This window comes from Actinomadura logoneensis, from assembly GCF_003428695.1.
Lineage (GTDB): Bacteria > Actinomycetota > Actinomycetes > Streptosporangiales > Streptosporangiaceae > Spirillospora > Spirillospora logoneensis.
The window spans coordinates 1-2,865 of sequence record NZ_QURH01000685.1; the positions used below are offsets into that span (position 1 = coordinate 1).

The window sequence follows — 2,865 nt, forward strand, 5'->3', positions numbered from 1 at the left end:
CCCGCCGGGGCCGTCGGCGGCGCCCTCTCGCTCGCCGCCGGGGCCGCGCTGCACGCGGCCATGCGGGACCGGGGCGTGCTGCCGCCCGGCTTCGCCCTCGCCGTCGGCCCGCTGCCCGCCGTCGCCTCGTTCGCCATCACCGTGGTCGCGACGCTGCTGGTCGGGCTGCTGGCCTCGCTGCGGCTGGCGGGGGTCCGGCCCGTCCAGGCGCTCGGTGAGACGGCCGCCGACCCGACGTCGGTCGCGCGCTGGCGGATCGTCGTCGGGGCGCTGCTGCTGGCGGGCGGGCTGAGCACGCTCGGCGTCGCGCTGCGGGCGTCCGGGACCGCCGCGGCGGCCTCGCTGAGCGGCATGATCATGTCGCTGATGGTCGGGGTCGCGCTGCTCTCGCCGGTGATCGCCCGGTTCGGCGCGGTGCTGCTGGGCGGCGCGGTGTCGCTGGCCTCCCCGATCACCGGACGGCTCGCCCGGCGGTCCGCCCTGGCCGCCGCGCCGCGCGCCGGGGCGGTGCTGACGCCGGTGGCGCTCGTCATCGCGTTCGCGCTGGTGCAGCTCTCCGGGGCGGCGACGGTCATGGACGCCTCGGCGGCGCAGGCCCGCGACGCCAACCGCGCCGACCGCGTGCTGGTCTCGTCCGGGCCGGGCGTGCCGTCCACGGTCGCCGAGGCCGTCCGGGGCGTGCCGGGCGTGGCCGCCGTGACGCCGGTCCACCGGACGACGGTGATCATGCCGGTGCGCGAGGTCGGAGAGGACGAGCTCCGCTCGTTCCCCGCCCGCGGGCTGGGCGCGGACGCGGCGAGGACCGTCGACGCCAAGCTCACCAAGGGAAGCCTGGACGGGCTGACCGGCACGTCCGTCGCGCTCAGCAAGGATGTCGCGGGCGGCGCGCGGATCGGGTCGTCCCGGACGCTCTGGCTCGGCGACGGCACCAAGGTCCAGGCCCGCGTCGCCGCCGTCTACGAGCGCAACCTCGGCCTCGGCGACGTGCTGCTGCCCCGCGACCTGGTCGCCGCGCACTCCGCCTCGCCGTTGGACGACAGCGTGCTCGTCCGCTGCGCGGGCCCCTGCACGGCCCGGACGGACCGCGCGCTCGACGCGGTCGCCGCCCGCTACACCGGCGTGCGCACCCTGGACCGCGCGGCGTACGGCGAGGCGACCTCGCGCGAGCTGCGGACCCAGGAACTGCTCAGCCAGATCATCGTGGCGGCGATCGGCGGGTTCGTGCTGGTCGGCGTCGTCACCACCCGGCTGCTCGCGACCGCCTCGCGGCGCCGCGAACTCGCGCTGCTCCGCAAGGTCGGGGCGACCCGCGCGCAGGTGCGCGGCTCGGTCCGGCTGGAGGGCGTCATCGTGCTCGGCACCGGCGCGCTCACCGGCCTCGCCGTCGCGGTCCTCGCCACCGTCGCGCTCGCGGTGGTGGTGTCCGGGCAGCCCGTCCCGTCCCTTCCGTCCCTCCCGTTCCTCCGCTGAGAAAGGCCGCCGCCGTGAACCTCACCGTCCGCTGGACGCTGTTCGCCCTGCTGCTGACCGTGAACGTCACCTACCAGCTGGTGTTCCCCGACACCTGGCACCAGATCGTGGTCAGCGCCCTCACCGGCGCCGGGATCCTGGGCCTGCTGGTCGAATACCTGCTGCGGGGCCGCCGGGAGCGGTGAACCGTGCCCGTCCCCGCGCGGTCGCCGTTACGATCCTGGAGTGCCAAGATCGGTGTTGGCACGAATTGGACCGGAACGGCGTGATATGGACGACGTGGACCTCGACCTCCGAGAGCGGCTCCCGGGAGACCTCCCCAAGCTCTTCCCCGACGGCGGCGCCGAGCGCACCCTGTCGGTGCCGCTTCCGCCCGGGGACGTCGTCTGGCCCGACCCCGGCTATCCGCAGCGGCAGTTCATCCGCGCCCCCGCACTCTGGGTGAGCGACGACCCCGTCCCCGGCGAGCTGTGGGGGCGGGTGCGCGCCGAGCACGCCCGGTCCGGCCTCTGGCCGGTGCTGCTGGACGAGTCGGACCAGCCGTGGGCCGCCGGCCAGATCGCCCCGGAGCCGGTCGCCGAGATCGGCAACTACGAGCCCGCCGCGTTCATGTACGAGGTGTGGAGCGACTTCGCCGAGCAGGCCGGCCCGGACGACTTCCACGACCTGGAGCCCTTCGGCCGGCACTGCCCCGGTCCGGCCGCCGCGGGCACCCCGCTGGACGACCCGGACGCCGCCGCCGACCGGCACGCCCGCGCGCTGGCCGCGCGCGGCCTGTCGCTCGGGCTGGTCGCGGTCGAGCGGGGCGCGGACGTGCTCGCCGCGATCGGCTGGCAGGGCGCGCTCAACCACAACGAGTGGACCGCGCCGCTCGCGGCCGTCGTCCGGGGCTGGGAGGAGCGGTTCGGGGCGCGGGTCGTCGGCCTCGGCTTCAACACCCTCGAACTGAGCGTCGCCGCTCCCCCCGTCACCACCCGGCACGCCGTCCAGGTCGCCGCCGAGCACTGGGCGTTCTGCCCGGACATCCTGTTCCAGGGTCCGGGCTCGCTCGCCGGGTACGCGGAGGAGATCCGTGGAAAGACCTGGTGGTCGTTCTGGTGGGACTGATCCCGCCCTGGTGCGACTGATCCCGCCGCGCCGCGCCCTCTGGATCACACCCCGCCCGAGTGTCTACGATGCCCGTCTGGTCGGGATTCTCGAAGAACGGCGGTCACGGTGCGCTGGACGGGACGCGGGCACGGTCGTGGTCGGAAGCGCGGACGGACGCCGTACCGCGGGCACGGGCACGGGCACGGGCACGGGCGCGGCCTCGCCCGGGGCCGCGGGCGCGCCCTGCCCCTCGCCGTGGGCGTCGCCGTCACCGCCACGCTGGCGGCCGACATCGCCGTGGTCGTC

3 protein-coding genes and 1 pseudogene are annotated in these 2,865 nt (G+C 76.1%); all 4 read left to right on the plus strand.

The window, feature by feature from the left end:
- Positions 1–1,470, plus strand: a 1,470-nt coding sequence (locus tag DZF91_RS25645) for an FtsX-like permease family protein (RefSeq protein WP_147341383.1), incomplete at its 5' end; no start/stop codon positions are given.
- 14 nt (positions 1,471–1,484) lie between these two features.
- Positions 1,485–1,655, plus strand: coding sequence for a hypothetical protein (locus tag DZF91_RS40360; RefSeq protein ID WP_158588048.1), 171 nt, complete (start codon positions 1,485–1,487; stop codon positions 1,653–1,655).
- Positions 1,656–1,740: 85 nt separating this feature from the next.
- Positions 1,741–2,577, plus strand: a complete 837-nt coding sequence (locus tag DZF91_RS25650; protein ID WP_117359776.1) for a DUF4253 domain-containing protein — start codon at positions 1,741–1,743, stop codon at positions 2,575–2,577.
- 108 nt (positions 2,578–2,685) lie between these two features.
- Positions 2,686–2,865: pseudogene (locus DZF91_RS41560) on the plus strand (High-affinity nickel-transporter); the annotation flags it as partial.

Bases quoted from the DNA above. Each gene is read 5' to 3' on its own strand.
- DZF91_RS25650 (WP_117359776.1), top strand. From the start codon at position 1,741: ATGGACGACGTGGACCTCGACCTCCGAGAGCGGCTCCCGGGAGACCTC.